We start from the raw sequence: 26,994 nt of genomic DNA, 5'->3' as shown, positions 1-26,994 counted from the left end.
GCGGCGGCAGGCATTTGGGGAAAGTCATGAGAAAGCAATGGGCGGCGACCGCGCTGGCGGCGTCGCTGTTGACGGGGTGCGCCGGCGTGACGAGCGGCGTGAGTGCGGTCGGGCAGCCGAATGCATTTGCATCCGGCGCGCACGGCTACGATTTCGTACGGACGGCCGCGCAGCGGGACGACGCCGAGTACCGGCAGATCGAGTCGCTCGTACGCGACGAACTCGCGCGCCGCGGCTTCGATGCGCAGCCGCTCAAGGACGCGCGTTACCGGCTGTCGATCGCGTATGCGACGCAGCCGGCGGCGGTCGCGACGAGCGCCGACCGGTGCGGCGCGGCCAGCAGCGCATGCGTGACGGTCGACGGGCCGGCGCCGTTCGCGCTGCCGTTCGCCGGCAAGGTATACCGCCACGTGCTGACGCTGCGTTTCGTCGATGCGCAATCGGGCGCCGACGTCTATCGCGTGTCGGCGTCGCTGCGCGATCGCGATCCGGGCACGCAGCAGGCCGCACCCGCGCTCGTCAAGAGCGCGCTGGCGAAGCTGCCGTTCGGCGACGGCGGCGGCTGGCTCGTCAAGACGAAAAAAGACGACGCGGGCGGGATGCCGGGCGTCGTCTCGGTGAAGCCGGCCGACGCGCGCTGAGCGGTGGCCGGAAGGTGAGGGCGAGCCCGCCGGGGCACGCCCTTGCCGCATTCAGACGGCGGGTTGGGCGCCGTCGCGCGTGCGCAGGTACGCATCGAATTCCGCACCGACTTCCGGGTGGCGCAGCGCGAATTCGACCGTCGCCTTCAGGTAGCCGAGCTTGCTGCCGCAGTCGTAGCGCGTGCCCTGGTACTTGTAGGCCAGCACCTGTTCGTCGGCGAGCAGTGCCTGGATCGCGTCGGTGAGCTGCAGTTCGCCGCCCGCGCCGGGCTTCAGCGCGCGCAGGTGCTCGAAGATCCGCGGCTTCAGGATGTAGCGGCCGACCACGCCGAGGTTCGACGGCGCGACTTCCGGCGCCGGCTTCTCGACGATCGCCGACATCTTGACGATCGACTCTTCCCATTCCTTGCCGTCGACGATCCCGTACGACTTCGTCTCCGACGGCGGGATCTCTTCGACGCCGATCACCGAGCTGTGATAGTGGTCGAACACGTCGACCATCTGCTTCATTACCGGCGGATTGCCGTCGAGCAGGTCGTCGGCGAGGATCACCGCGAACGGATTGTCGGCGACCAGCTTTTCCGCGCACAGCACCGCGTGGCCGAGGCCGAGCGCTTCCGGCTGGCGCACGTAGAAACAGTCGACATGGCTCGGCTTGATGCTGCGCACGAGTTCGAGCAGCTTTTCCTTGCCGCGTGCCTCGAGTTCGGCCTCGACTTCGTACGACTTGTCGAAGTGATCCTCGATCGCGCGCTTGCTGCGCCCGGTCACGAAGATCATCTCGGTGATGCCCGCGGCGATCGCTTCCTCGACCGCGTACTGGATCAGCGGCTTGTCGACGACGGGCAGCATTTCCTTCGGGCTCGCCTTCGTTGCCGGCAGGAACCGCGTGCCGAGGCCGGCAACGGGGAATACCGCCTTGGTGACTTTCAACATGATCGAACCTTTATTCCTGTAATCGACTTGTCAGACGGTCTATGTTCACGTTCGCATTATAGTGAACGCAAACGACCTTACCGTTTGTTACGCAGGCAACCGATCGAACTGCGCGCGCAGTTTTTCGAGCGTGCTCTGGAATTCCGCGACGCGTTTCTGCTCCTGTTCGACCACGGCCGGCGGCGCTTTCGCGACGAAAGCTTCGTTGCCGAGCTTCGCGTTGCATTTCGCGATCTCGCCCGTCAGGCGCGCGATTTCCTTCGACAGGCGCTCGCGTTCGGCCGCGACGTCGATTTCCACCTTCAGCACCAATTTGTTCGGGCCGACGATCGCGATCGGCGCGCCGTGCGCTTGCTGGTCGAGCGCCGCTTCGTCGGCGAGGATCTGCACTTCCGACAGGCGCGCAAGCGCCTGCACGTACGGCGCGAACGAGCGCAGGCGCTCGGCGTCGCCGGCGGCCAGCAGCGGCACCTTGGTGGCCGGCGACAGGTTCATCTCGCCGCGCAGGTTGCGGCATGCGTCGACGATCGCCTTCAGGTCGGCCGCCCACTGCTCGGACGTCTCGTCGATCTTCTGCAGGTTCGCGACCGGATACGCCTGCGTCATCAGCGACGCCTCGCCGTCGGCCTTGCCTTGCGGATAGCGGCCGGCGAGCGGCGCGACCTTCTGCCAGAGCGCTTCGGTGATGAACGGGATGACCGGGTGCGCGAGGCGCAGCACCGTTTCCAGCACGCGCAGCAGCGTGCGGCGCGTCGCGCGCTGCTGTTCCGGCGTGCCGTTCTGGATCTGGACCTTCGCGAGTTCGAGATACCAGTCGCAGTACTCGTCCCACACGAATTTGTAGATGCTCGTCGCGATGTTGTCGAAGCGGTAATCGGCGAAGCCCTTCGCGATGTCGGCCTCGGTGCGCTGCAGCAGCGACACGATCCAGCGGTCGGCCGCCGAGAAGTCGAGATAGCCGCCGGGGCCGCAGTCGCCCGCGCCGCACACGTCCGGCTTGTCGTTGCCGCAGTCGTGGCCTTCGCAGTTCATCAGCACGAAGCGCGTCGCGTTCCACAGCTTGTTGCAGAAGTTGCGATAGCCTTCGCAGCGCGCGAGGTCGAAGTTCACGTTGCGGCCGAGCGTCGCCATCGACGCCATCGTGAAGCGCAGTGCGTCGGTGCCGAACGCGGGGATGCCGTCCGGGAATTCCTTGCGCGTCTTCTTCTCGATGGTCGCGGCCTGCTTCGGGTTCATCAGGCCCGTCGTGCGCTTCGCGACCAGCGCTTCGAGGTCGATGCCGTCGACGATGTCGATCGGGTCGAGCGTGTTGCCCTTGCTCTTCGACATCTTCTGGCCTTCCGCGTCGCGCACGAGGCCGTGCACGTAGACGGTATGGAACGGCACCTTGCCCGTGAAGTGCGTGGTCATCATCACCATCCGGGCGACCCAGAAGAAGATGATGTCGAAGCCGGTGACGAGCACCGACGACGGCAGGAAGTGCTGCAGTTCGGGCGTTTCGTTCGGCCAGCCGAGCGACGAGAACGGCACGAGCGCCGACGAGAACCACGTGTCGAGCACGTCTTCGTCGCGCTTGAGCGCGCCCGTGTAACCCTTCGCGGCAGCCTGCGCGCGTGCGTCTTCCTCGTTGCGCGCGACGAACACCTCGCCGTTTTCGCCGTACCACGCCGGAATCTGGTGGCCCCACCACAGCTGGCGCGAGATGCACCAGTCCTGGATGTTCTCGAGCCACTGGTAGTAGGTGGTCGTCCAGTTCTCCGGCACGAACTTGATCCGGCCGTCGCGCACCACGTCGAGCGACGTTTCGGTGATCGATTTGCCCGGATTGAACGTGCCTTCCGGCGCCGGCTTCGTCATCGCGACGAACCACTGGTCGGTCAGCATCGGCTCGATCACGACGCCCGTGCGGTCGCCGCGCGGCACCATCAGCTTGTGCGGCTTCACCGAGTCGAGGAAGCCCTGCGCGTCGAGGTCGGCGACGATTGCCTTGCGCGCGTCGAAGCGGTCGAGGCCGCGATACTGCTCGGGGCCGTTGTCGTTGATCTTCGCATCGAGCGTCAGGATCTCGATCGGCGCGAGCTTGTGGCGCAGGCCGACCTGGTAGTCGTTGAAATCGTGCGCCGGCGTGACCTTCACGACGCCGGTGCCGAACTCGCGATCGACGTAGTCGTCGGCGATCACCGGGATCTCGCGGCCCGTCAGCGGCAGCGTGACGAGCTTGCCGATCAGGTGCGCGTAGCGCTCGTCTTCCGGGTGCACCATCACGGCGACGTCGCCGAGCATCGTCTCGGGGCGCGTGGTGGCGACCGTGAGCGAGCCCGACCCGTCGACGAGCGGGTAGCGGATGTGCCACAGGTGGCCGTTTTCCTCTTCGCTCGCGACTTCGAGATCCGACACCGCGGTGAGCAGCACCGGATCCCAGTTGACGAGGCGCTTGCCGCGGTAGATCAGGCCCTGTTCGTAGAGCGTGACGAACACGTCGCGCACGGCGGCCGACATCTTGTCGTCCATCGTGAAATATTCGCGCGACCAGTCGGTCGACGCGCCGAGGCGGCGGACCTGGCCGGTGATCGTCGAACCGGATTTCTGCTTCCATTCCCACACGCGCTCGACGAACTTCTCGCGGCCGAGGTCGTGGCGCGACACGCCCTGCGCGTCGAGCTGGCGTTCGACGACGATCTGGGTGGCGATGCCCGCGTGGTCGGTGCCGGGCACCCACAGCGTGTTCTCGCCGAGCATCCGGTGATAGCGCGCGAGGCCATCCATGATCGTCTGGTTGAACGCGTGGCCCATGTGCAGCGTGCCCGTCACGTTCGGCGGCGGCAACTGGATCGCGAAATCGGGGCGGGACGGATCGAATGCCGGGGCGGCATAGCCGCGTTTTTCCCACTCCGGCCCCCATTGGGACTCGATGGTATGGGGCTCGAAGCTCTTCGCAAGCGTGTTGTCGCTCATGTTGGAAATCTGCCGAAAAATGCGTGAATTGGATGCCGAATCTGATAATTATAAATGGATGCCCATCGGCCAGCCATCGCGCAGCCGGTGCAGGCCCGTCGGGGCGCGGCCGCGACGTGCCTGCGATGCGCGCGCGACGTGCGGCCGAACGGATCGGAAACGGTATCGCGCGGCCGACTTATAATGGCGGGTCCGCATTTTTTCTCGCCCGTCAGCTGCCGCTCCATGCCCGATCTGCTCGCCAATCTGAACCCCGAACAACTCGCCGCCGTCACGTTGCCGAACGAACCGGCGCTGATCCTCGCAGGGGCGGGCAGCGGCAAGACCCGCGTGCTGATCACGCGCATCGCATGGCTGATCCAGCAGGGCTATGCATCGCCGCCCACCGTGCTCGCCGTCACCTTCACGAACAAGGCCGCGCGCGAGATGATGGCGCGCCTGTCGGCGATGATGCCGATCGACACGCGCGGGATGTGGATCGGCACGTTCCACGGCCTGTGCAACCGGATGCTGCGCACGCACTGGCGCGATGCCGGCCTGCCGCAGACCTTCCAGATCCTCGACACGGCCGACCAGCTGTCCGCGATCAAGCGGCTGATGAAGGCGGCGAACGTCGACGACGAAAAGTACCCGCCGAAAAACGTCCAGTACTTCATCAACAACGCGAAGGAGCAGGGGCTGCGCCCGGACAAGGTCGACGCGACCGACAACTTCAACCGCAAGTTCGTCGAGCTGTACCAGGCGTACGACCAGCAGTGCCAGCGCGAAGGCGTCGTCGATTTCCCCGAGCTGCTGCTGCGTTGCTACGAGCTGCTCGCGTACAACGCGCCGTTGCGCGCGCACTATCAGGCGCGCTTCCGGCACATCCTCGTCGACGAGTTCCAGGACACCAACAAGCTGCAGTACGCGTGGCTCAAGATGCTCGCCGGCGGTGAGAACGCGATCTTCGCGGTCGGCGACGACGATCAATCGATCTACGCATTCCGCGGCGCGAACGTCGGCAACATGCGCGACTTCGAAGATGAATTCCGCGTGCGCAACCTGATCAAGCTCGAGCAGAACTACCGGTCGCACGGCAACATCCTCGACGCGGCGAACCAGCTGATCTCGAACAACGCGCACCGCCTCGGCAAGAACCTGCGCACCGATGCGGGCCACGGCGAGCCCGTGCGCGTGTACGAAGCCAGCACCGATTCGCAGGAGGCCGGCTGGATCGTCGAGGAGATCCGTTCGCTGATCAACACCGGGATGGCGCGCAGCGAAGTGGCCGTCCTGTACCGCAGCAACGCGCAGTCGCGCTCGATCGAGCACACGTTGATGTCGTCGGGCATTCCGTATCGCGTGTACGGCGGCCTGCGCTTTTTCGAGCGGCAGGAAGTGAAGCACGCGCTCGCCTACCTGCGCCTGATCGACAACCCGAACGACGACACGGCATTCGCGCGCGTCGTCAATTTTCCGACCCGCGGGATCGGCGCGCGCTCGGTCGAGCAACTGGCCGACGCCGCGCGCCTGTACGGCTGCTCGATGGCCGCCGCGATTCCGTACGTGACCGGCAAGGCCGGCACGAGCCTCGGCGGGTTCGCGAACCTGATCGCGAAGATGCGCGCCGACACGCAGCACATGAACCTGCCCGACACCGTCGAGCATATCGTGCGCGCGAGCGGCCTCGCCGATTTCTACCAGGGCGAGCGCGAAGGCCAGGATCGCCTCGAAAACCTGCAGGAACTCGTGAACGCGGCCACCGCGTTCATCGCCGAGGAAGGCTACGGACTCGACACGCCGGCCCGCTCGATTCCGCTGCGCGCGGGCGCGATCGCGGCGCCCGAGCTGAGCGCCGCGACGGACGATCCGGCGCTCGACGTGCTCGATCCGACTTCGCCCGCCGACCCCGCGCAGAACCCCGACACGATGACGCCGCTCGCGGGCTTCCTGTCGCACGCGTCGCTGGAGGCCGGCGACAACCAGGCGCAGGCCGGCCAGGACGCCGTGCAACTGATGACGGTGCACGCGGCGAAGGGGCTCGAGTTCTCGGCCGTGTTCATCACGGGGCTCGAGGAGGGGCTGTTCCCGCACGAGAACAGCGTGCTCGAATCGGACGGCCTCGAGGAAGAGCGCCGGCTGATGTACGTCGCGATCACGCGCGCGAAGGAGCGGCTCTACCTGTCGTTCGCGCAAAGCCGGATGCTGCACGGCCAGACCCGCTACAACGTGCGCTCGCGCTTCTTCGACGAACTGCCGGAGCACGTGCTGAAGTGGTTGACGCCGAAGGTCGAGGCCGGGTCGCGTTGGGGCGGCCGTTCGGACAATGCCGGTTACGGGCGCGACTGGTTCGCGCGGCCGGGCGGCGGCAGCCGCGAGCAGTTCGTCGATGCGGCCGTGTCCGCGCCGCTGCCGGCGTTCGCGGACAAGCAGCGCGCGGCCGATACCGGCTTCCGGGTCGGCCAGCAGGTGTTCCATACGAAATTCGGCGAAGGCACGGTGACCGCGCTCGAAGGCAACGGCACCGATGCGAAGGCGCAGGTGAAGTTCAAGCGCCACGGCGAGAAATGGCTCGCGCTCGCGGTCGCGAAACTGCAGGCGGTGGAATGATGGACGTCGACATGGCCGTTACGCCTGCCGCCCGGCCGCTCGGCATTCTGGCCGCGCTGCCCGAGGAACTCGGCGACCTGATCGCCGCGATGCGCGCCGACGGCGCGATGAAGACGGTCACGCTCGGCCGCCGCGATTATCACGTCGGCACCGTGCACGGTGCGGCCTGCGTCGTCACGCTCGCGCGGGTCGGCAAGGTCGCGGCCGCCGCGACGGTCAGCGCGCTGATCCACGTGTTCGGCGTGTCGGGCGTCGTGTTCACCGGCGTCGCGGGCGGCGTGTCGCGCACGGTGCGGGTCGGCGACGTCGTCGTGGCCGATGCGCTGCTGCAGCACGATCTCGATGCGTCGCCGCTGTTTCCGCGCTACGAGGTGCCGCTGCTCGGCATCACGCGCTTCGCGACCGACCCGGCGCTGACGGCCCGCTTGCGGGCTGCGTGCGCGCTGTTCGTCGAAGAAGAGGGCGCGCAGTTCGCCGAGCGCTTCGGGCTGGCCGGCGCGACGCTACACGGCGGGTTGATCATCAGCGGCGACCGCTTCGTGTCGAGCGAGCGCGAGGTCGTCGCGCTGCGCGACGCGCTGCCGGACGCGCTCGCGGTCGAAATGGAAGGCGCGGCGATCGCGCAGGTATGCGCGGAACACGACGTGCCGTTCGCACTCGTGCGCACGATCTCCGACACGGCCGACGATCACGCGACGCAGTCGTTCTCGCATTTCCTGTCGGCGATCGCGAGCAGCTATTCGTCCGGCATCCTCGAGCGTTTCCTGACGCTCCATGCGACGACGGCGGCCTGAAGCCGCCGTCGAATCCCCCGTTAGTACCATTCGACCGGCCGCGGCGCGCACGCCGCGGCCGGTCGTTCGTCACGCCTTCTTGCGCCGGCCGCTTTCGAGGTTCGGCAGGAACACCGTCAGCACGCCGATCAGCGGCAGGAACGAGCACACCTTGTAGACGAACGGGATGCTCGTCGCGTCCGCGAGCTGGCCGAGCACGGCCGCGCCGACGCCGCCCAGGCCGAATGCGAAGCCGAAGAACAGGCCCGCGACCATCCCGACCTTGCCGGGCATCAGCTCCGTCGCATAGACGAGGATCGCGGCGAACGCCGACGCCAGCACGACGCCGATGATCACGGTCAGCACGCTCGTCCAGAACAGGTTCGCGTACGGCAGCAGCATCGTGAACGGCGCGACGCCGAGGATCGACACCCAGATCACGTACTTGCGGCCGATCCGGTCGCCGACGGGCCCGCCGATCAGCGTGCCGGCCGCCACCGCCGCGAGGAACACGAACAGGTGGATCTGCGCGGCCTGCACCGACAGGTGGAACTTGTCGATCAGGTAGAACGTGAAATAGCTGTTGATGCTGGCGAGGTAGAAGTACTTCGAGAACACCAGCAGCACCAGCACGCCGATCGCGCCCATCACGCGGCCGCGCGACAGCGTCGGGTGGCCGGCCGAGGCGGCCTTCTTCTTCATCGACGGATGCTTCTTGTACCAGTGGCCGATCTGCGTGAGCACGATCATCGCGACGAGCGCGGCCGCCGAGAACCACGCGATGCTGTGCTGGCCGTGCGGAATGATCACGAGCGCGGCGAGCAGTGGCCCGAGCGCCGAGCCTGCATTGCCGCCCACCTGGAACACCGATTGAGCGAGCCCGTGCTGGCCGCCCGATGCCATCCGCGCGACCCGCGACGATTCGGGGTGGAACACCGACGAGCCGCAGCCGACGAGCGCGGCGGCCACCAGCAGCATCGGGAAATTCGACGCCGCCGACATCAGCAGCAAGCCTGCGAGCGTGAAGCCCATGCCGACCGGCAGCGAATACGGCTTCGGACGCTTGTCGGTATAGAGGCCGACGAGCGGTTGCAGCAGCGACGCGGTGATCTGGTAGGTGAGCGTGATCAGGCCGATCTGCGCGAACGACAGCGCGAACTGGCTCTTGAGCATCGGATAGATCGCGAGGATCAACGACTGGATCATGTCGTTGAGCATGTGCGAGAAGCTGATCGCGCCGAGCACCGGATAGACGGTGCGGGCGACGGGCGGTGCGGACGGCTGGGCGGCGGCTGCGCCGGCGGAGCCGGAGTCGAGGCTGGTTTCCATGAGAGCTGAACGAGTTGAGGTGGCTGGCGCGCTCTGTTGGGGATCGGCGCGTTCTGGATCGTTGCTGCGTCAAAGAAGTGTAATGTGGCGTATCGAGAATGTCAGGACAAGTTTTGTCGTGAATCGGACATTCATGTGACGGATCGGCCGGTGCGTACTTTTTTGAACGGGTATAACGCTGGCGGCGTGTCGGCCCGTCAGCGGCAGCGCGCCCGGGGCCGGGTGGTGTTTTACCGGACTCAAGAAACGGCGGCTGCGGCCGTAGAACGACCCAATGACAACAGGCGCGCCGCCCGGCGCCGGCTACCCGCCGGGCAGGGGCAGGACGCGCGGCATGGCCAGCCGTCGCGGGAACGCCGGGACCGACCTTTCCGGCAGCGTGATCAATACGGGGTAGATCGATGAAAGCAGCATCTTTGCATCCACAGCCTGGTGCCGCCGCCGCCGCACCCGACGTTGCCGCCGGTCGCGCCGCTCGGCGCGCGCACGCGGCGCGTCGCGCGCGCCGGCCGTGGACCGTCAAGGCGACGTTGCGCGCCGCATTCGCGATCCTGCTGGCCGGCACGCTCGCGATCGGCATGTTTTCGCTGTGGCAGATCAGCCGCCTGAACGCGTCGATCGCGTCGGTCTACGCGCAGGGGCACGTCGCGAGCCGTGCGGCTGAGGAAGTCCGCGCCGAAGTGCTGCGGGCGAGCCGCGCGCAGAAGATGCTGCTGACCGCGACCACCGCGAAGGAGCGCGACGAACTCGGCGCCGAGGTGAGCGCGGGGCTCGCGTCGATCGGCCAGGCGCTCGGCACGCTGCAGCGCTATGCGGATCCGGCCGATGCCGGCGATTCGGCGCGGCTGCACGCATTCTCGACGGCGGTCGGCACGTGGAGCGCGCATCTGCGCGATTTCGTCACGCTCGTGCGTGCGCAGCCGCTCGACCTGTCGCAGATGAACTGGCAGGTCGGCACGCAGGACGTGTCGCTGCTAGTCGAAACCGGCAAGCTCGAAAAACTCGTCGCCGAACTCGTGAAGACGCGCGGCGAAAAGTCGAAGGCGACGCTCGATGCGTCCGCCACCATTTTTTTGTCGTCGTTCGCGATGATCGCGGCGATGACGGCTGCGCTGATCGTGCTGGCCGTCGCGATCGCCGAGCGCGTCGTGCGGCGCCTTGCGTCGCAGCTCGGCGGCGAGCCCGCATACGCGAAGGAGATTGCCGCGGACATCGCGCGCGGCGATCTGACGCGGCCGATCGCGCTCGGCCGCCACGACCGCGACAGCATGGTGCGCGCGCTGGCCGAGATGCAGACGGGGCTCGCGGCCACCGTGGGCGAGATCGCGGTGAGCGCCGAGGCGATCGCGGCCGCGTCCGGCGAAATCTCGACCGGCAACCTCGACCTGTCGCGGCGCACCGAACAGCAGGCCGTCGCGCTCGAGCGCACCGCGGCCAGCATGGAGCAGCTCACGTCGACCGTGCGGCAGAACGCCGAGAACGCGCGGCAGGCGAGCACGCTCGCGGCCAATGCGTCGGCGGTCGCGGAGACGGGCGGCGAGGTCGTCGGGCGCGTGGTCGCCACGATGAGCGAGATCGACGACAGCGCGAAGAACATTCGCGACATCATCGGTACGATCGAGGGGATCGCATTCCAGACCAACATTCTCGCGTTGAACGCGGCGGTCGAAGCCGCGCGTGCCGGCGAGCAGGGGCGCGGCTTCTCGGTGGTCGCGGGCGAGGTGCGGCTGCTCGCGCAGCGCTCGGCGACGGCGGCCAAGGAGATTCGGGAACTGATCGGCGCGTCGGTCGAGCGCGTGGCGAACGGCGCGGCGCTCGCGCACGACGCGGGCCGCACGATGGGCGACGTGGTACGCGCGGTCAAGCGCGTGACCGACATCATCGGCGAGATCTCGGCGGCGTCGGACGAGCAGAGCGCGGGGATCGAAGAGATCGGCCGCGCGGTCACGCAGATGGACGCCGGTACGCAGCAGAACGCGGCGCTCGTCGAACAGGCGGCCGCTGCCGCGAACGCGCTCGACGAGCAGGCGCAGGCATTGAAGGCGCTGGTCGGGCGTTTCCGTATCGCGGTGTGAGCGCGCGGCCCGCCCGGGCGATTACGACTTCTTCCGCTTGTCCGGATCGATGATGACCGTGCAGGTCGTGCCCGCCGACAGCACCACGTCGGCCGGCACTTCGTCGATCCTGATGCGCACCGGCACGCGCTGCGCGAGGCGCACCCAGTTGAAGGTCGGGTTCACGTCCGCGACGAGGTCGCGGCTTTGCGGGTTGTCGCGGTCGTAGATGCCGCGCGAGATGCTCTCGACGTGGCCCTTCATCACGCCGCCGCTCATCAGCCGCATCTCGGCCGGCGCGCCGATCTTCACGCGCGGCAGCTTGGTTTCCTCGAAGTAGCCGTAGACCCAGAACGAGTGGCTGTCGACGATCGCGAGCTTCGCCTGGCCGGCCACCGCATAGTTGCCCTTGAACGTCTGCAGGTTCGTGATGTAGCCGTCGACCGGCGCGACGACGCGCGTGCGTTCGAGGTTGAGCTTCGCGGCGTCGAGCGCGGCGACGGCCTGCTGATACTGTGCCTCGGCGCTCGACGCGCTGTGTGCCGCGTTCTCGCGGTTTTCCTTCGACACGACGAGCGCATCGAGATCCGCGCGGCGTGCCGCGTCGTCGCGGCGCATCTGCAGTTCCGCGCGACGGGCGGCCACCGCCGCCTGCGCCTGCTCGACCGCGATCCGGTAATGCGACGGGTCGATCTGCATGATCAGGTCGCCTTTCTTCACGAGCTGGTTGTCATGCACCGGCAGTTCGACGATCGCGCCCGACACGTCCGGCGCGACGTTGACGATCTCGGCGCGCACGCGCCCGTCGCGCGTCCACGGATCGTCCATGTAGTGCACCCACAGCGAGCGCCCGATCAGGATCGCGACGAGAAGGATGACGGCGGTCGCGACGAAGCCGAAGAGTTTTCTGAGAATCATGATGGTTCGGAATCAACGGTAAACGGCAAGACTCAGTCCGCCGCAAATGCAGACGAGAAGGCAGGCCCGGAACAGCGACGGGTGCCAGACGAGACGGTAGAGGCCCGTATAGGCGAGCAGGCGATCGACGGCCCAGGTCGCGATCGCGCCGAGCGCGAACATCAGCACCACCGTGGGCATGTAGGCATCGAGAATGGCGATTTCACGCGGCATCATGACGAGGCTCCGGGTTGAGGACGCACGGGGCGGTTGCGGTTGAGCGGCTCGAGCGGCGATTCCGGGTCGAGCAGCGCGGTCCGCACGAAATGCAGATGGCTCAGGATGCGCTGCAGCCGGTGGCGCTCTTCACGCGACGGCTCGAACGCATCGAGCGTTTGCCGGGTCGCGTCGATCGCCGCGTTGGTCGCGGCGAGCGTCGCATCGAAACGCGCGGCGCTCGGCTTCGAGAACAGCGCCGACAGCGCGGTGCGCATCGTCTCGATCGCGCGCCGCCACGGCATCGCGGGCGCATAGCGCGGCTCGGACGGCAGCGTCGCGAGCTCGTGACGCAGGTCGATCGTCGCGTTGCCGGTTTCGAGCACCGCGAACATCCAGCGCAGTGCGTCGCGCTGCACGTCGGGCTGGTCGGCCGACAGCGTGTGCGCCTGGTACATCAGGTCGCGCGCACCGCTCTCGAAGCGCGTGCGCAAGCCCGCGAGCCGTGCGTGGCCGGCTGCGACGGCCTGGTGGCGCAGGTCCGCGAACAGCCGCTTCTTGAGCCACGGCGCGGTCGGCGGGAACAGCACCGCGAACGCGATCGCCGACACCAGCATCGACAGCACGAGCGCGAGCGAATCGTTCATGAACCCGGTCGGATCGTAGTGCGTGATGTTGTCCGGGCCGGCGAGGAAGCTGAAGAAGATCAGGTAGCCCATCCCGTAGCCGGCGAGCTTCGGCTTCAGCGTCATGAAGATGCCGATCGCGAGCAGCGGCGCGAGCGCGACGCACAGCAGCGGAAAACCGTCGATGTGCGGATAGATGCCGAACGTCAGCAGGAAGCCCGTGCAGACGGCGAGCGCCGTGCCCATGCCCATCTGCGCGGACATCGCGGTCGGGCGCGGCGTCGACGACGCGAGCGCGCAGGTGGCCGCCGCCGTCAGCGTCATCGTCACGCCGCTCGGCCACGCGGTCTCGATCCAGAACCAGCCGAGCACGAGAATCACGGTCGCGGTGCGAATCGCCGCGATCACCATCGCGGTCGCATTGGTGCGCGGCTCGTAGCGCTCGATCCAGCGTTCGCGCTCGTGCGTCGCGGTCGACAGCGACGCATAGGTGGCCGCGTACTCGTGCAGGTCGGTGATGAAGCGGTACAGCAGTTCGGCGGCCGTGTCGAAGTCGAGCAGCGGAAAGTCCGGCTGCGTTTCGAGTGCGGCGCGCGTCGCGCGGATGCGGCGCGGCAGCGCGTCGCGCCACGCAAGCAGTTGCGCGGCCGCGTGGCCCGCATCGGCCGACGTGCGCACCGGTTCGCCGGCGGGCGTCAGCAGCAGCGGTGCGATCTCGCGGAAGTACGGCTCGATCACGTCGATCGCGGCCTGCGCGCCGGCCGCATGCAGCCGGTTCATCAACTGGTGCAGCGCATGGAACCGGCTCGACGCGCTCATGAATTCGCTGTTCAGCCGCGCGAGGCGGCCGCTGCGCATCCGCGTGTCCGGATCCTCGAACACGGCCATGCTGCGCGCGGCCTCGAAACCGACCACGTCGGCGACGAAGCGCGTATGGATGGTTTCGATATGCGCGCGGTCGAGTTGGCCCGACAGCGCCGCCGCGACGTAGTCGACGAAGCTGCCGAAGCGCTTGCGCACCGTCGTGCGCATCTGCTCGCCGGTGGTCTGCGGAAACACGAGCGCGCTGACCACGCCGGCCGACACGATCCCGACCATGATTTCGGCCACCCGCGTCATCGCGCTCATGAACGCGCCGTCCGGGTGCTGCGACGCGGGCAGCCCGATCAGCGCGGTCGTGTAACCGGCCAGCAGGAAGCCGTAGCTGCGGAAATTGCGGTTGCGCGCGGCGCCGGCCGTGCACAGGGCGACCCACAGCGCGACCGCCAGCAGGAACAGTTGCGGCTGCTGCGGGAACAGCCCGACGAAGGTGAGCGTCGCGATCAGCCCGAAGATCGTGCCGGCGACGCGGTAGAAACTTTTGGCGAGCACCGCGCCGCTTTGCGGCTGCATCACGATGAACACCGTCGTCATCGCCGTTTTCGGCGCGGGCAGGTCGAGCCGCATCGACACGCCGGTCGCGATGAACGCGGCGAGCAGCGCCTTGAACAGGTAGAGCCACGCGGCGCCGTCGGTGCGGGCCCAGTCGCCGAACGCGGCATACCAGGCCGCGAGCGGACCGCCGGCGGGCGTGGAAGCGGGAGAGGAGGCTGACATGGCGGGCGCTCCGCGTTACCGTGCGGCCGGCACGGCGGACGTCCGGGGCGTCCCGGCAGCGGCGACTTCCGCGGGCCGGGCAACGGCCGCTGCGGGCTTCGCGCCCGACGGGTCGGCGCCGTCGGCGGGTCGGTCGTCCGCCGGAACGTCCTTGCCCGTCTCGATCCCGCCGCCGAGCGCGGCCATCAACTGCGCGTGCGCGGCGAGGCGTTCCGCGTCGATGCGGGCGGCCGTTTCCTGCGCGCGCAGCAGTTGCTGTTGCGCGACCAGCACGTTCACGTAATCGGTCAGCCCGCGGCGGAAGCCTTCGCGCGACAGTCGATAGCTGCGATCGTTGGCCGCCACCGACCGCGCGGCGTCCTTCTTCTGTGTCTCGAGCGAGCGGATCCGCACGACCTGGTCGGCGATGTCCTTGAGCGCGCCGACGATCGTCTGGTTGTAGCGCTCGACCGCCTGGTCGTAGCCGGCATTCGCGGCGCCGAGCTGCGCGCGCAGCCGGCCGCCTTCGAAGATCGGCAGCGACAGCGCGGGGCCGGCCGTCCAGCCGCCGTTCATCGCGCGCAGGAAGTCGGTGAACGGCGCGGTCACGCCGAAGCCGCCGACCGTCGCGAGCAGGTCGATGTTCGGGTAGAACGACGCTTTCGCGACGTCGATGCCGCGCGCCTGCGCGTCGACCGTCCAGCGCGCCGCGACGACGTCGGGGCGGCGGCCGAGCAGGTCGGCCGGCAGCGCCGACGGCAGGCCCGCCGGCGCATCGAGCGCAAGCTGCGGCCGCTTGATGGCGTCGCCGGCGCCCGGGCCCTTGCCGGCGAGGGCGGCGAGCTGGTGGCGCGCGAGCTGGATCGCTTCTTCGTAGCTGTCGATCTGGCGCTCGTAGTCGGGCAGCGTCGATTCCGCCTGGCTCACGTCGAGCTGCGTGCCGAGGCCGGCCTGCAGCCGCTTGCGTGCGAGATCGGCGAGCGCGCGCTGGCGTTCGAAGGTTTCGTGCGCGAGATCGAGCAGCGCGTAGTTCATCGACATGCCGACATACGCGCGCACGACGTTGACCTCGAGTTCGAGCTTCGCCGCCCGTGCGTCGGCGGCGCTCGCGTGCGCGGTGTCGAGCGCGCGCTCGGTCGCGTTCTTGTCCTTGCCCCACAGATCGAGGTGGTACGACAGGCCGAGCGTGCCGGTGTTGTTCCAGGTGTCGGCGTTCGCGAGCGGGCCCGGGCCGTAGTACACGTTGTCCGGCCAGTGCTCGCGCATCAGCGACAGATTGCCGTTGATCTGCGGCAGTTCGGCCGAACGCGCGACGCGCGCCATCGCCTGGGCTTCGCGCACGCGGGCCTCGGCGGCCGCGAGGGTCGGGTTGCCGGCCTGGGCTGCGGCGATCCACGCATCGAGCTGCGGATCGCGGTACGCGCGCCACCAGTCTGCGGCGGGCCAGCCCGCGTCGCGGTCGGCCGCGCGGATCGCCGCGCCGGCATCGAGCGCGTTCGCCTCGATACGGGTGGACTGGGTTTTGTTGTCGCCCATGCTCGCGCAACCGGCCATTATTAATGAGACTGCAAGAACCGCCAGTGCGAGCGTCCCTTTTGTCGCCGGAGACTGCACGATTTTCTCCCTTTCGGATATAGATGAGTCGGAAGCGATTATATTTTTCAGCGATTCCTGAATATACGGACAACGGTGCAAGTCATTTTTACGAATCTTGAGATAATATTTGTTGGGCCCTGTGCAACAATCCCTCCGGATTCACAGGGGTAACAGGATGGATACGCTACAAAACATGCGGGTATTCGTCCGCGTGGTCGACGCGGGCAGCTTTACCGCGGCCGCCCAGCAGATGAATTCGACCACCGCCTACGCGTCGCGCGCGGTCTCGGATCTCGAGGCACACCTGCGCACGCGTCTGCTGAACCGCACGACGCGCCGGATCGCGCTGACCGAAGCCGGCGAGCGCTATCTGCAACGCTGCGAACAGATCCTCGCGTACGTCGACCAGGCCGAAGCCGAGGCGGGAGACGCGCATGCGCGCCCGTCCGGCAAGCTGAAGGTCCATTGCTTCACGAGCCTCGGCCAGCACTACCTGGTGCCGGCCATCGCGCGCTACCGCGAGCGCTACCCGGACGTGCACGTCGAGCTGACGCTCGCGCAGCGCATGCCCGACCTGCTCGACGAGGGGTACGACGTCGCGATCGTGGTCGGCCGCGATCTGCCCGATTCGGGGCTCGTGTCGCAGCGGCTCGGCGAGAGCTATAGCGTCGTGTGTGCATCGCCGGGCTACGTCGAGTCGCATGGCGTGCCGCAGCGGCCGGCCGATCTCGCGCAGCACGTGTGCCTCGGGATGGTCGCGCCGGGCTTTCACTTCGACGAATGGGCGCTGGCGGGGCCGAACGGCGACGAGGTCGTGCCGATCACGGCGCCGCCGTTCCGCGTGAACGTCGCCGAGGCGCTCGCGGTGGCCGTGCGGGAGGGGATGGGCATCGGCGGGTTGCCGGTCTATTCGGCGATCGGCTGGCTGCGCAGCGGGCACATCGTGCGCGTGATGCCCGAGTACCGGTCGCACGTGATGAACATTTACGCGCTGTATCCGTCGCGCCAGTACCTCGACGCGAAAATCCGGACCTGGGTCGATTTCCTGCGCGAAGAATTGCCGCTCACGCTCGAAGCCGACGAAGCCGCGCTCGAACAGTACACGCGTGCGACATGAGCGCGCAGTCGACCGCAATCTGACGAGATTTGTCCTTCACGCAACATTTTTTTACGAACGTGTGTCAGACAGTTTGATACTGTTGGAATTAACGAGATACACCACACCGGAGTAGCGATGGATACGCACCTGATGATCGGCCTTGGCGTCCTGCTGGGCGCGGCTGCCGCCGCGGCGGCGACCCGCGACCTGCTGCGTGCGATGAAGGCGAAGGCGCAGATGAAGCCCGTGCCGGTCCGCGTGCGCGATCCGCGCCGCCCCGGCCGCTGATCCTGCCGTCGCGCCTCAGGTCGGGAAGGCCGCGCCACGCGACCGCCCGGCCGGCGCTCAGCCGAGTTCGACGACCTTGTCCCACGCGAACGCGGGGTTTTCCCATTCGCCGGTGCGCCGGTGAAGGTAGCCGCGCGGATTGCACACCACGCGCGTGCCGCCGTCCGCAACGTAGTCGAATGACGTATGCGTGTGGCCGTGCAGCCACAGATCCACCGGCGGCCGCACCAGTTCCGCCATGTCCGTGACGAACCCCGCCGACGCCAGATCTTCCGCATAGCGTTCCGCCAGCGAGCGGCGGTGCGGCGCATGATGGGTGACGACGATCGTTCTGCCCGCAAACGGCGCCGCCAGCTGCGCTTCCAGCCATGCACGGCCTCGCCGGTGCAGCGCGATCGCGTCGGCCGGCGCGAAATCCCGTTCGGGCGCCTCTGCCGTCGTATGCACCGTCGCGTCGTGCGGCCAGGTCACCTGGATCAATCCCTTGAAATCGAGCATCACGCGCAGGCCGGCCTCGGTCGCGCGCGCGACGCTGGCTTCGTCCCGGCCGAACAGCGAAAAATCGGTCCAGAGCGTCGTGCCCAGCACGCGGAAGCGTTGGGCGGGATCGACGTAGACGCCGTTGTTCAGGTAATGCACGTTGTCGAGCGCGTGCGCCGCGTCGCGCATGGCCGCCTCCAGCGCGCCGAATTCCCCGTCGTAGTACTCGTGGTTGCCCGGCACGTAGATCACCGGCACCGCAGGGTCGAACGTCTCGGCGGCCCAGCGCAGGCCTTCCGCGTGATTGTGAATGTCGCCGGCCAGCACGACGAGATCGGCGTCGGCATGCGGGATCGCGTCGGGCAGGTTGCTTTCGAGATGCAGGTCGGACAGGACGCGGATTTTCACGGGATTCGCTCCGGAGCAGGCGGCTTCAGCGCAGGACCTTGCCGGGATTCATCAGGCCGCGCGGGTCGAGCGCAGTCTTCAGCGTGCGCATCAGCGTCGTTTCGACCGGCGACTTGTAGCGCTGCGCGTCGTCGATCTTCAACTGGCCGATGCCGTGCTCCGCGCTGATCGTGCCGTGGTGGCGGTGCACGTTGTCGTAGACGATCCGGTTGATCGGCGCCTGGAACGCGGCGAGGAACGCCTTCGCATCGCCGCCTTCGGGCATCTGCACGTTGTAGTGCAGGTTGCCGTCGCCGAGGTGGCCGAACGTGACCATGCGCGCGCCCGGCGCGGCCTGCTGGATCGCCGCGTCGGTCTCGTCGATGAAGCGGGCGATCGACGAGATCGGCACCGCGATGTCGTGCTTGATGTTGAGCCCTTCGTCGGCCTGCGCGAGCGGGATGTGCTCGCGCAGGTCCCAGAACGCACGCGACTGCGCGAGGTTCTCCGCGACCACCGCGTCGACCACGAGCCCGGCCTCGAACGCTTCTTCCATCAGCTTCTCGAACAGCGCGCGCGCATGCGCTTCGCTTTCGTTGTCGGACAGCTCCAGCAGCACCGTTTGCGCATGGGTCTGCGCGAACGGGTAGCGCAGTTGCGGATAGTGCTTGCCGACCAGCTGCATGCAGAAATCCGACATCAGCTCGAAGCCGGTCAACAGCGGCCCGGCCGCCCGCTGCGCCAGCGCGAGGAAATCGAGCGCCGCGTGCGGCGATTCGAGCGCGGCCAGCGCCGTCACCTGTGCCGCCGGCAGCGGATGCAGCTTCATCACCGCCGCCGTGATGATGCCGAGCGTGCCTTCGGCGCCGATGAACAGGTCGCGCAGGTCGTAGCCCGTGTTGTCCTTGCGCAGTCCGCGCAGCCCGTCCCAGATCTCGCCCTGCGGCGTCACGACCTCGAGGCCGAGGCACAGCTCGCGCGCGTTGCCGTAGCGCAGCACCGCGGTGCCGCCCGCATTGGTCGACAGGTTGCCGCCGATCGTGCAACTGCCTTCCGCCGCGAGGCTCAGCGCGAACAGCCGGCCGCCTTCGCGGGCGCGCGCCTGCACGTCGGCGAGGATCGCGCCGGCTTCGACGGTGATCGTGTTGTTGTGCGGATCGAGTGCGCGCACGCGGTTCAGGCGCGCGACGCTCAGCACGGCCTGGTTGCCGCTCGCATCGGGCGTCGCGCCGCCGGCGAGGCCCGTATTGCCGCCTTGCGGCACGAGCGCGACGCCGTGCGCGTTGGCGAGCTTCACGAGCGTGGCGACTTCAGCCGTGTTCGCGGGTTTCAGTACCGCGCATGCCGCGCCCTTGTAGCGGCGGCGCCAGTCGGTCAGGAACGGATCGGTATCGTGCGGATCGGTCAGCACGTGCTCGGCGCCGATCGCGTCGCGGCACGCGGAAACGAAAGCTTCGGAGGACATCATCACCTTGTCGCGTAAGGGTCAGGACGTGGCGCGCGGTTTTTTCGCCGCGCGCTTGAACGGCGCGACGTAAGCCAGCGCCGCCACGAAGAAGCCGACGGCAAGCGCGGTCTCGCACCAGCCGAGCGTCGCGGACAGCCCGCGATCGGACATGCCGCGCACGATACCTTCTGCAAGATAGACGAGGATCAGCATGCTCGCCCACTGCATCGTATAGATGTTACGCCGCCAGACGCCGGGCAGCGCGAGCGCCAGCGGCACGGCCTTGAGCATCAGCGCGGAGCCGCCGGGGCGCAACGGCGCGAGCCACAACTCCCACGCGAGCGACAGCGCGATCAGCGCGACGAGACACGCAGCGGCGGCCCGCGCATGGCGCGGCCGGGCCGCGACGGCGGGGCGGGCGGGGGCGCTCATGCCGCCTCGGCGGCCTGGGCGCCGGCGAGGGCCGCGGCGGCGCGCGCGAGCCGTACGCCGAGCGCGGCCGCGAGCGCCTTCTCGTCCGCCGACAGCCCGCCGGACGCCGCGCGGTCGTGTTGCGCGACGTGCGACGCGCCGTACGGCGTGCCGCCCGTACGTGTCGTGCTGAGGGCGGATTCGGTGTACGGAATCCCGACGATCATCATCCCGTGATGCAGCAGCGGTAGCATCATCGACAGCAGCGTCGATTCCTGGCCGCCGTGCAGGCTGCCCGTCGACGTGAACACGCTCGCGGGCTTGCCGGTCAGGGCGCCCGACAGCCATTGCGGCGTCGTGCCGTCGAGGAAATACTTGAGCGGCGCGGCCATGTTGCCGAAGCGGGTCGGCGAGCCGAGCGCGAGGCCCGCGCATTCCTCGAGGTCGCGCAGTTCCGCGTAGGGCGGGCCGTCGGCCGGGATGTCGGGGGCGGTGGCTTCGCAGACGGCCGACACGGGCGGCACGGTGCGGATGCGGGCCTGCATGCCCGGCACGCTGTCGATGCCGTTCGCGATCGCGAGCGCGAGATCGCGCGTGGCGCCGTGACGGCTGTAATAGAGGACGAGGATGTCTTTCATGGGCGACGGGGCCGCATGCGGCCGCGCGCGTGCCCGGTGCAGTCGGCCCCTGCTGGAATCGAGCGGCTATTATAGGGGCTGAAGCCGTCGCGCAGCGCGGCGGCGCGCCGTGACGCGCGCAGCATCAAGAAGGAGAAGCCGTTTGCCGAAGTTGAGCGTCGATCTCGTCACCATCAAGCGCCTCGCGCAGTTCGCGGCCCGGCGCAGCGCCGAGGATCGCATCCCGCAAGTGGCGGGCAGCCTGACCTTCACGACGATGCTGTCGCTCGTGCCGCTGCTGACGGTCGCGTTCGCGTTGTTCACCGCGTTCCCGATGTTCGCGTCGTTCCAGATTTCGCTGCAGGGGTTCCTCGCGGATCACCTGATGCCCGCGCAGTTCAACATCCAGATCTTCAAGTACCTGAACCAGTTCGCGTCGAAGGCCAAGGGGCTGACGACAGCCGGCCTGATCGTGCTCGTCGTCACGTCGGTGATGACCATGATGACGATCGAATCGGCGTTCAACCTGATCTGGCGCGTGCGCAAGCCCAGGCCGTTCGCGCAGCGCGTGCTCGCATACTGGGCGCTGATCACACTCGGGCCGTTGCTGTTCGGCGTGAGCCTGTCGATCTCGTCGTACCTGTTCACGCAGTCGCTCGCGTTCACCGGCGCGGGGCCGTCCACGTCGATCGTCGAGTGGCTGCTCGCGCTTGCGTCGCTGCCGTTGACGGTGCTCGCGTTCACGCTGCTGTACGTGTACCTGCCGAACTGCGCGGTCGCATGGCGCGACGCGGTGATCGGCGGCCTGTTCGCGGCCATCGCGTTCGAACTCGCGAAGCGCGGCTTCGGCTACTACGTCCGGCGCATTCCGACCTATACGGCCGTCTATGGCGCGTTCGCGGCGCTGCCGGTGTTCCTGCTGTGGGTGTATTTGAGCTGGTTCATCGCGCTGCTCGGCGCGATGGTCGCGTCGGCGCTGCCGGCGATTCGTGTCGGCCAGTTCCACCGCATCCACTATCCGGGCAGCGACCTGCTCGACGCGCTCGAGTTGCTCGCGCGGTTGGCCGACGTGCGCGCGGCCGGCAAGCGTGGCTACACGGCGATCCGGCTCGCGACGATGCTGCGCTGCGACATGGAAACCGCGCAGCGGCTGCTGACGACGATGGAGGAGCGGGAATGGGTGGCGCGGCTCGACGGCGACGGCGAGGCCACGCCGCGCTACATCCTGCTCGCGACCCCGGAACAGTTGACGCTCGCGCAGTTGTTCGACGTGCTGGTGATCGATCGCACGGAGCTGACCTACCAGCTCCAGCGCCGCCGCAGCCACGTCGACGGCGCGGCGCTGCTCGCGGTGCTGTCGAGCGACCGGTTCGACGTGACGCTCGCATCGCTGATCGCCGCGCACCGGCTCGCGGGCGCGGAGCCGGCCGGGGGCGCCGGTTCGGCGCCGGGCGTGGCCGACCCGCACGCGCGGCCGCCGCGGCCTGCCTGACGGCGGGGCTCGGCGGTTACAGCGGGATCTTGCCGGTGCAGATGTCCTTGAACATCACCCAGTCGCCCATCAGGCTGTAGATCGGGTGACGGAACGTGGCCGGGCGGTTCTTCTCGAAGAAGAAGTGTCCGACCCACGCGAACCCGTAGCCGCAGACGATCGCTGCCGGCAGCCACAGCCAGTTGCCGGTCGCGACCGCCATCGCGACGCAGCCGATCACGCCGAGCGAGCCGATGAAGTGCAGCCGCCGCGACGTCAGGTTCTGGTGCTCGTTCAGGTAATACGGGTAGAAGTCAGCGAAGCTGGCGAATTGCTCCGTATGCGTATGCGCCATGGCCGTCTCCTCGGGCCGCCGTTCATGAGCCCATTGTGCGGCCGGCTGCCCGCGTCCGCAAGCGGCGGCGGCCCGCCGCGCCGGCCCGTGCTTTCCTTTTGACAGGCTTTCCGATAGGATCGAAAGAGATTTTGCATTCAAGCATGAGGGGACTACGATGCGCGTCAGCGATATTCTGAAAGTGAAGGGCAACACGCTGTTTACGGTGACGCCCGATAAGCCGCTGCGCGAAGCGGTCGATACGATGGCCGAACACGACATCGGTTCGCTCGTCGTGATGGAGTACGGCGATCTCGTCGGGATGCTGACGTTTCGCGAGATCATCCTGCGCCTGCGCGAAAACGGCGGCGCGATCGGCGACGTGCAGGTGCGCAAGGTGATGGACGAGCCGCTCACGTGCACGCCGGAAACGGACGTCAACGAAGTGCGCCGGATGATGCTCGAGCGTCACGCACGCTACATGCCGGTGCTCGACAAGAAGGTGCTGATGGGCGTCATTTCGTTCTACGACGTCGCGAAGACGGTCGTCGAGGCGCAGAGCTTCGAGAACCGGATGCTGAAGGCGTACATCCGCGACTGGCCGGAATCGGAAGCCGAAGCGCACAAGCCGTGAATCCCGCCGCGCCCGGCACCTCGATGCATGGGCGCCGCCATCCGGCATGCGGCGGCGCAGGTTTGTCCTGCGCCGCCTTTTTTTCAACGACAACAACACGAGGCCCGCGCAGCTTCGCCCAGACGAGGCGCGCGTATTCCGCATGAGCGATCACACGCAAGCCACCTCCGGGCGGCGCGACGAACGGCGCGCGCACGCATCGCAGTTCGACCTGCTGCGCGAGCGTCGCTTCGCGCCGTTTTTCACGACCCAGTTCCTCGGCGCGCTGAACGACAACGTCTTCAAGATCGGCTTTACGTCGCTCGTCACGTATCACACCGCGCGGTTCTCCGGCGTCGATGCGAAGACGGCCGCATTCCTGATTTCCGCGATCTTCATTTTGCCGTTCGTGCTGTTCTCGGCGACGTCCGGCCAGATCGCCGACAAGTATGACAAGGCGACCCTCACGCGCTTCGTGAAGTCCTTCGAGATCGTGCTGATGGTGGTCGGCGCGGCCGGCTTCGTCACGCACAGCGCGACGCTGCTGTATCTGTGCACGTTCATGATGGGGATGCACTCGACGCTGTTCGGGCCCGTCAAGTATTCGTATCTGCCGCAGCATCTCGGCGAACACGAACTGGTCGGCGGCAACGGTCTCGTCGAGATGGGCACGTTCATCGCGATCCTGATCGGCACGATCATCGGCGGCGCGGCGGCCGGCATCGAAGGCAGCGGCGAGCGCGTGCTCGCGGTGAGCGTCGTGGTCATCGCGCTGGCCGGGCGGCTCGTCGCGCAGCGCGTGCCGTCGACGCCCGCGCCGCAGCCCGACCTCGTGATCAACTGGAACCCGGTCAGCGAGACCTGGCGCAACCTCGGCCTCGCGCGCCAGAACCGCACGGTGTTCCTGAGCCTGCTCGGTATCTCGTGGCTGTGGTTCGTCGGCGCGACGTTCCTCACGTCGTTCTTCAATTTCGCGAAGGACGTGCTGTCCGCGAGCCCCGACGTCGTCACGATCCTGCTCGCGACGTTCTCGGTCGGCATCGGCCTCGGCTCGCTGCTGTGCGAGCGGTTGTCGCAGCGGCGCGTGGAGATCGGCCTCGTGCCGCTCGGCTCGATCGGCATCAGCGTGTTCGCGATCGAGCTGTATTTCGCGAGCCACGCGCTGCCGTCGCCCGGCCATCTGCTGTCGGTCGGCGAATTCCTGGCCGGTGCGCGCCACTGGCGGATCCTGGCCGATCTGTTCCTGCTGGCGATGTTCGGCGGCTTCTACAGCGTGCCGCTGTATGCGCTGATCCAGAGCCGCAGCGCGCCGACGCACCGCGCGCGGATCATCGCCGCGAACAACATCCTGAACGCGCTGTTCATGATCCTGTCGGCCGTCATGGCGATGGGGTTGACCAAGGCCGGCGTCGACATTCCGGGGCTGTTCCTCGTCACCGCGCTGCTGAACGTGATCGTCGCGACGTATATCTACCTGCTCGTGCCCGAGTTCCTGCTGCGCTTCGTCGCGTGGGTGCTCGTGCACACCTTCTACCGGATCCGCCTCGTGCACGCGGAGCGGATCCCGGCGGAAGGCGCCGCGGTACTCGTGTGCAACCACGTCAGCTACGTCGATGCGCTCGTGCTGGCCGCCGCGAGCCCGCGCCCGATTCGTTTCGTGATGGATCACCGGATCTTCAAGACGCGTTTCGCGAGCTGGGTATTCCGGCATGCGAAGGCGATCCCGATCGCGCCGCGTCACGAGGATCCCGCGATGCTCGCGCGCGCGTACGATCTGTGCGAGGCCGCGTTGAAGGACGGCGAACTCGTGTGCATCTTCCCCGAGGGCAAGCTGACGAAGACGGGCGACATCAACACGTTCCACCACGGCATCACCGAGATCCTGAACCGCACGCCGGCGCCGGTGATCCCGATGGCGCTGCGCGGGCTGTGGGGCAGCTATTTCTCGCGGCATACCGATGCGCGGATGCCGCGTCCCATCAAGCGCGGCGCGATGAGCCGGCTGACGCTGGCGGTCGGCGAGCCGATCCCGGCGTCGGTGGCGACGCCCGAGGCGTTGCAGGCGGCGGTGGCGGAGTTGCGCGGCGCGCGGAAGTAGGCGGGCGCCGGGCCGGCAACGCGCGGGCATTCGGCGGCGTCCGGGCTGGGGCGGGCGCCCGGACGCGCTTTCGTGGGCCGCGCATGCACGCAGCCTGTGCGTGGCCGGCGGTCGGGCGGCCCGCGGGGCCGGGACGGCTGGCATAATAGCGGTTTACCTCTTTTCTCGACCGGCAAACGATCGACCTGCCTGCGGCTCCGGCAGCGCATCGGTTTGCCCATTTCTCTTTGGGCGGTTCCATCATGTCCGGCAATACCCTCGGCACGCTTTTCACTGTCACGACCTTCGGCGAATCGCACGGTCCCGCGATCGGCTGCGTGATCGACGGCTGCCCGCCGGGAATGGGGCTGACCGAAGCCGACATCCAGGTCGAGCTCGATCGCCGCAAGCCGGGCACGTCGCGGCACGTGACGCAACGGCAGGAGGCCGACGAGGTCGAGATCCTGTCGGGCGTGTTCGAAGGCGTGACGACCGGCACGCCGATCGCGCTGCTGATCCGCAACACCGACCAGCGCAGCAAGGATTACGGCAACATCGTCGAGACGTTCCGTCCCGGCCACGCCGACTACACCTACTGGCAGAAATACGGCATCCGCGACTACCGCGGCGGCGGCCGCTCGTCCGCGCGCCTGACCGCGCCGATCGTCGGCGCCGGCGCGGTCGCGAAGAAGTGGCTGCGCGAGCGCTTCGGGGTCGAGGTGCGCGGCTACATGAGCGGCCTCGGCGAAATCGACGTGCCGTTCGTCGACTGGTCGCACGTGCACGAGAACCCGTTCTTCTCGCCGAACGCGGCGGTCGTGCCGGAGCTCGAGGCATACATGGACGCGCTGCGCAAGGACGGCGATTCGATCGGCGCGCGCATCGACGTTGTCGCGTCGGGCGTGCCGGTCGGCTGGGGCGAACCGGTGTTCGACCGGCTCGATGCCGATATCGCGAAGGCGATGATGAGCATCAACGCGGTAAAGGGCGTCGAGATCGGCGCGGGCTTCGACAGCGTCGCGCAGCGCGGCTCGGTGCACGGCGACGAACTGACGCCGGCCGGCTTCGTCGGCAACCACGCGGGCGGCGTGCTCGGCGGGATTTCGACGGGGCAGGACATCACCGTGTCGATCGCGATCAAGCCGACGTCGAGCATTCGCACGCCGCGCCGCTCGATCACGAAGAGCGGTGAAGAGGCGACGGTCGAAACCTTCGGTCGCCACGATCCGTGCGTCGGCATTCGTGCGACGCCGATCGCCGAATCGATGCTCGCGCTGGTGCTGATCGACCATGCGCTGCGTCACCGTGCGCAGTGCGGCGACGTCGAGACGCCGACGCCGAAGATCTCGGGCAGCGCGACCTGATACGAGCAGGCGGGGCGCAGCGCGCGCCGTCTCGACCGTCGAACGATGAATGCAAGCGGGGCGCTGCATGATGCAGCGCCCCGTTTCGTTTGCGGCGGTGTGCGGCGACCAAACGAAACGCGCCGCTCGTGGCGGCGCGTTTCGGCAGCTTACATGTTCGGGTAATTCGGCCCGCCGCCGCCTTCGGGCGTGACCCACACGATGTTCTGCGTCGGGTCC

General features: G+C 67.9%; 23 protein-coding genes. 10 read left to right on the top strand and 13 right to left on the bottom strand.

The genetic code is table 11. The features are described 5' to 3' along the window. Positions 1-26: 26 nt before the first annotated feature. Positions 27-641 carry a DUF4136 domain-containing protein gene (locus WT24_RS14505; protein WP_060034333.1) on the top strand — a complete coding sequence of 205 codons (615 nt, stop codon included), beginning with the start codon at positions 27-29 and terminating at the stop codon, positions 639-641. A gap of 51 nt (positions 642-692) precedes the next feature. On the opposite strand, the gene galU is transcribed toward WT24_RS14505, so the two are convergent. Together galU and WT24_RS14495 are read right to left on the bottom strand one after the other, a co-directional pair. Continuing rightward, complete coding sequence (gene galU / locus WT24_RS14500; protein WP_059505665.1) at positions 693-1,577, bottom strand: UTP--glucose-1-phosphate uridylyltransferase GalU; 885 nt, start codon at positions 1,575-1,577, stop codon at positions 693-695. Positions 1,578-1,664: 87 nt separating this feature from the next. Then, positions 1,665-4,532 carry a valine--tRNA ligase gene (locus WT24_RS14495; RefSeq protein WP_060034330.1) on the bottom strand — a complete coding sequence of 956 codons (2,868 nt, stop codon included), beginning with the start codon at positions 4,530-4,532 and terminating at the stop codon, positions 1,665-1,667. A gap of 225 nt (positions 4,533-4,757) precedes the next feature. Here WT24_RS14495 and WT24_RS14490 point away from each other — a divergent pair, with 225 nt between their 5' ends. Together WT24_RS14490 and WT24_RS14485 are read left to right on the top strand one after the other, a co-directional pair. Then, positions 4,758-7,121 (top strand): UvrD-helicase domain-containing protein, encoded by a 2,364-nt coding sequence (locus WT24_RS14490; protein ID WP_059505700.1) that lies wholly within the window; start codon positions 4,758-4,760, stop codon positions 7,119-7,121. Further along, complete coding sequence (locus tag WT24_RS14485; protein ID WP_373557235.1) at positions 7,121-7,915, top strand: 5'-methylthioadenosine/adenosylhomocysteine nucleosidase; 795 nt, start codon at positions 7,121-7,123, stop codon at positions 7,913-7,915. The genes WT24_RS14490 and WT24_RS14485 overlap by 1 nt, the downstream gene beginning before the upstream one ends. 69 nt (positions 7,916-7,984) lie before the next feature. Here the strand turns inward: WT24_RS14485 and WT24_RS14480 are convergent, their stop codons facing one another. Continuing rightward, on the bottom strand, positions 7,985-9,223 hold the full coding sequence (locus WT24_RS14480; protein WP_059792585.1) for an MFS transporter: 1,239 nt from the start codon (positions 9,221-9,223) through the stop codon (positions 7,985-7,987). Between the two features lie 401 nt (positions 9,224-9,624). On the opposite strand from WT24_RS14480, the gene WT24_RS14475 reads away from it, so the two are divergent. Continuing rightward, on the top strand, positions 9,625-11,298 hold the full coding sequence (locus WT24_RS14475; RefSeq protein WP_060034325.1) for a methyl-accepting chemotaxis protein: 1,674 nt from the start codon (positions 9,625-9,627) through the stop codon (positions 11,296-11,298). 21 nt (positions 11,299-11,319) lie between these two features. Here the strand turns inward: WT24_RS14475 and WT24_RS14470 are convergent, their stop codons facing one another. From WT24_RS14470 to WT24_RS14455, 4 genes are read right to left on the bottom strand one after another with little or no spacing between them, the layout of a single operon-like run. Then, entirely contained in the window at positions 11,320-12,195 is an 876-nt protein-coding gene (locus tag WT24_RS14470; protein WP_059505673.1) for an HlyD family secretion protein, read from the bottom strand. 12 nt (positions 12,196-12,207) lie between these two features. Then, the gene (locus tag WT24_RS14465; protein WP_034207084.1) at positions 12,208-12,411 is read right to left on the bottom strand and encodes a DUF1656 domain-containing protein; all 204 of its coding nucleotides are present in this window, start codon (positions 12,409-12,411) and stop codon (positions 12,208-12,210) included. Continuing rightward, on the bottom strand, positions 12,408-14,612 hold the full coding sequence (locus WT24_RS14460; RefSeq protein ID WP_060034322.1) for an FUSC family protein: 2,205 nt from the start codon (positions 14,610-14,612) through the stop codon (positions 12,408-12,410). The genes WT24_RS14465 and WT24_RS14460 overlap by 4 nt, the downstream gene beginning before the upstream one ends. A 15-nt stretch (positions 14,613-14,627) precedes the next feature. Further along, positions 14,628-16,205 carry an efflux transporter outer membrane subunit gene (locus WT24_RS14455; RefSeq protein WP_082742183.1) on the bottom strand — a complete coding sequence of 526 codons (1,578 nt, stop codon included), beginning with the start codon at positions 16,203-16,205 and terminating at the stop codon, positions 14,628-14,630. Positions 16,206-16,362: 157 nt separating this feature from the next. Here WT24_RS14455 and WT24_RS14450 point away from each other — a divergent pair, with 157 nt between their 5' ends. Beyond that, complete coding sequence (locus WT24_RS14450; protein WP_060034316.1) at positions 16,363-17,304, top strand: LysR family transcriptional regulator; 942 nt, start codon at positions 16,363-16,365, stop codon at positions 17,302-17,304. A 117-nt stretch (positions 17,305-17,421) separates the two neighbouring features. Further along, positions 17,422-17,574, top strand: a complete 153-nt coding sequence (locus WT24_RS34890; protein WP_174429583.1) for a hypothetical protein — start codon at positions 17,422-17,424, stop codon at positions 17,572-17,574. Positions 17,575-17,631: 57 nt separating this feature from the next. Here the strand turns inward: WT24_RS34890 and WT24_RS14445 are convergent, their stop codons facing one another. Genes WT24_RS14445 through wrbA form a run of 4 tightly spaced genes read right to left on the bottom strand, consistent with a single transcriptional unit; the run spans position 17,632 to position 20,937 of the window. Further along, positions 17,632-18,462 (bottom strand): metallophosphoesterase, encoded by an 831-nt coding sequence (locus tag WT24_RS14445; protein WP_060034313.1) that lies wholly within the window; start codon positions 18,460-18,462, stop codon positions 17,632-17,634. Positions 18,463-18,487: 25 nt separating this feature from the next. Continuing rightward, on the bottom strand, positions 18,488-19,909 hold the full coding sequence (locus tag WT24_RS14440) for an FAD-binding oxidoreductase (RefSeq protein WP_060034310.1): 1,422 nt from the start codon (positions 19,907-19,909) through the stop codon (positions 18,488-18,490). Positions 19,910-19,927: 18 nt separating this feature from the next. Continuing rightward, complete coding sequence (locus tag WT24_RS14435) at positions 19,928-20,320, bottom strand: DUF2069 domain-containing protein (RefSeq protein WP_059792597.1); 393 nt, start codon at positions 20,318-20,320, stop codon at positions 19,928-19,930. Continuing rightward, positions 20,317-20,937: an NAD(P)H:quinone oxidoreductase gene (gene wrbA / locus WT24_RS14430; RefSeq protein ID WP_059505686.1), complete on the bottom strand. Its 621-nt coding sequence runs from the start codon at positions 20,935-20,937 to the stop codon at positions 20,317-20,319. The genes WT24_RS14435 and wrbA overlap by 4 nt, the downstream gene beginning before the upstream one ends. Positions 20,938-21,079: 142 nt before the next feature. Here wrbA and WT24_RS14425 point away from each other — a divergent pair, with 142 nt between their 5' ends. Next, on the top strand, positions 21,080-22,408 hold the full coding sequence (locus WT24_RS14425) for a YihY family inner membrane protein (protein WP_060034308.1): 1,329 nt from the start codon (positions 21,080-21,082) through the stop codon (positions 22,406-22,408). Positions 22,409-22,424: 16 nt separating this feature from the next. Here the strand turns inward: WT24_RS14425 and WT24_RS14420 are convergent, their stop codons facing one another. Then, positions 22,425-22,742 carry an Mpo1-like protein gene (locus WT24_RS14420; protein WP_059505690.1) on the bottom strand — a complete coding sequence of 106 codons (318 nt, stop codon included), beginning with the start codon at positions 22,740-22,742 and terminating at the stop codon, positions 22,425-22,427. 157 nt (positions 22,743-22,899) lie between these two features. Here WT24_RS14420 and WT24_RS14415 point away from each other — a divergent pair, with 157 nt between their 5' ends. From WT24_RS14415 to aroC, 3 genes are all read left to right on the top strand, one after another. Next, the gene (locus tag WT24_RS14415) at positions 22,900-23,355 is read left to right on the top strand and encodes a CBS domain-containing protein (protein WP_034207093.1); all 456 of its coding nucleotides are present in this window, start codon (positions 22,900-22,902) and stop codon (positions 23,353-23,355) included. Positions 23,356-23,497: 142 nt separating this feature from the next. Further along, a complete protein-coding gene (locus WT24_RS14410; protein ID WP_059505692.1) occupies positions 23,498-25,432 on the top strand; it encodes an MFS transporter in 1,935 nt (644 codons plus the stop codon). A 242-nt stretch (positions 25,433-25,674) separates the two neighbouring features. Continuing rightward, complete coding sequence (gene aroC / locus WT24_RS14405) at positions 25,675-26,775, top strand: chorismate synthase (protein ID WP_059505694.1); 1,101 nt, start codon at positions 25,675-25,677, stop codon at positions 26,773-26,775. Positions 26,776-26,924: 149 nt separating this feature from the next. On the opposite strand, the gene WT24_RS35780 is transcribed toward aroC, so the two are convergent. Then, on the bottom strand, positions 26,925-26,994 hold a 70-nt coding region (locus WT24_RS35780), incomplete at its 5' end, for a 4Fe-4S dicluster domain-containing protein (RefSeq protein WP_146121210.1).

Source organism: Burkholderia sp. MSMB1078WGS, from assembly GCF_001528895.1.
Classification (GTDB): Bacteria; Pseudomonadota; Gammaproteobacteria; order Burkholderiales; family Burkholderiaceae; genus Burkholderia.
This window is presented reverse-complemented; position numbering and strand designations above follow the sequence as displayed.

Bases quoted from the DNA above. Each gene is read 5' to 3' on its own strand.
- WT24_RS14490 (WP_059505700.1), top strand. From the start codon at position 4,758: ATGCCCGATCTGCTCGCCAATCTGAACCCCGAACAACTCGCCGCCGTC.
- galU (WP_059505665.1), bottom strand. From the start codon at position 1,577: ATGTTGAAAGTCACCAAGGCGGTATTCCCCGTTGCCGGCCTCGGCACG.
- aroC (WP_059505694.1), top strand. From the start codon at position 25,675: ATGTCCGGCAATACCCTCGGCACGCTTTTCACTGTCACGACCTTCGGC.
- WT24_RS14465 (WP_034207084.1), bottom strand. From the start codon at position 12,411: ATGATGCCGCGTGAAATCGCCATTCTCGATGCCTACATGCCCACGGTG.
- WT24_RS14495 (WP_060034330.1), bottom strand. From the start codon at position 4,532: ATGAGCGACAACACGCTTGCGAAGAGCTTCGAGCCCCATACCATCGAG.
- WT24_RS14450 (WP_060034316.1), top strand. From the start codon at position 16,363: ATGGATACGCTACAAAACATGCGGGTATTCGTCCGCGTGGTCGACGCG.
- WT24_RS14415 (WP_034207093.1), top strand. From the start codon at position 22,900: ATGCGCGTCAGCGATATTCTGAAAGTGAAGGGCAACACGCTGTTTACG.
- WT24_RS34890 (WP_174429583.1), top strand. From the start codon at position 17,422: ATGGATACGCACCTGATGATCGGCCTTGGCGTCCTGCTGGGCGCGGCT.
- WT24_RS14435 (WP_059792597.1), bottom strand. From the start codon at position 20,320: ATGAGCGCCCCCGCCCGCCCCGCCGTCGCGGCCCGGCCGCGCCATGCG.
- WT24_RS14410 (WP_059505692.1), top strand. From the start codon at position 23,498: ATGAGCGATCACACGCAAGCCACCTCCGGGCGGCGCGACGAACGGCGC.
- WT24_RS14440 (WP_060034310.1), bottom strand. From the start codon at position 19,909: ATGATGTCCTCCGAAGCTTTCGTTTCCGCGTGCCGCGACGCGATCGGC.
- WT24_RS14485 (WP_373557235.1), top strand. From the start codon at position 7,121: ATGGACGTCGACATGGCCGTTACGCCTGCCGCCCGGCCGCTCGGCATT.
- wrbA (WP_059505686.1), bottom strand. From the start codon at position 20,937: ATGAAAGACATCCTCGTCCTCTATTACAGCCGTCACGGCGCCACGCGC.
- WT24_RS14460 (WP_060034322.1), bottom strand. From the start codon at position 14,612: ATGTCAGCCTCCTCTCCCGCTTCCACGCCCGCCGGCGGTCCGCTCGCG.
- WT24_RS14420 (WP_059505690.1), bottom strand. From the start codon at position 22,742: ATGGCGCATACGCATACGGAGCAATTCGCCAGCTTCGCTGACTTCTAC.
- WT24_RS14480 (WP_059792585.1), bottom strand. From the start codon at position 9,223: ATGGAAACCAGCCTCGACTCCGGCTCCGCCGGCGCAGCCGCCGCCCAG.
- WT24_RS14505 (WP_060034333.1), top strand. From the start codon at position 27: ATGAGAAAGCAATGGGCGGCGACCGCGCTGGCGGCGTCGCTGTTGACG.
- WT24_RS14470 (WP_059505673.1), bottom strand. From the start codon at position 12,195: ATGATTCTCAGAAAACTCTTCGGCTTCGTCGCGACCGCCGTCATCCTT.
- WT24_RS14475 (WP_060034325.1), top strand. From the start codon at position 9,625: ATGAAAGCAGCATCTTTGCATCCACAGCCTGGTGCCGCCGCCGCCGCA.